Source organism: Citrobacter sp. Awk 4, assembly GCF_028069725.1.
Classification (GTDB): domain Bacteria; phylum Pseudomonadota; class Gammaproteobacteria; order Enterobacterales; family Enterobacteriaceae; genus Citrobacter_D.
This window is the reverse complement of the sequence record NZ_JANEWG010000145.1, coordinates 1-526: the sequence shown is the minus strand read 5'-3', so window position 1 is coordinate 526 and position 526 is coordinate 1. Positions and strand designations below refer to the sequence as shown.

The following is a 526-nucleotide window of genomic DNA, read 5'->3' as shown; positions in this document are numbered from 1 at the left end:
GTTGTAACCAAACATATATAAGCCTGTGGCATGGAATGCCATTAAAAAAAATATGCTATCTGGCGGATAAAGAAATAAATTTCATGGAGGATTATTCTGCGAAGAGAATTGCAACATCAGAAATTATGCGTTCCATTATAGCATCTGCTTTTCATGAGCGTGTCGATAATGTTTTTATAACAGGACAGCCACGAAATGATTTTTTGTTCGAAAAAATAGATTTTAGTTTTTTACGGAATGAAAAAAANAAAAAAATTGCTTTCTATGCACCTACATTTCGGCAAAATGAATACGTATTAGAAAGTTGTGATGGTGAGAAAATTGAAAGTAATAACTTTTTTCGGTTAGCTGATTTTAGATTTGACAACTTATGTGAGTTTCTCAAGAAAAATGATATATTATTGCTTGTAAAGTTGCATCCATTTGAAGAAAATGCACTCAATGGAATTGAGTTTCCAAATTGCATAAAGATCATAAAAAGTAGTGAGTTTAACTCCGCGGGATATGATATTAATCATCTTTTAGC

1 protein-coding gene is annotated in these 526 nt (G+C 31.2%); it reads left to right on the top strand.

Features of this window, described 5'->3' with window-relative positions:
• Positions 1-35 precede the first annotated feature (35 nt).
• Positions 36-526 (top strand): CDP-glycerol glycerophosphotransferase family protein (locus NNO04_RS22570; RefSeq protein WP_442870768.1); only part of this gene is annotated, 491 nt, incomplete at its 3' end.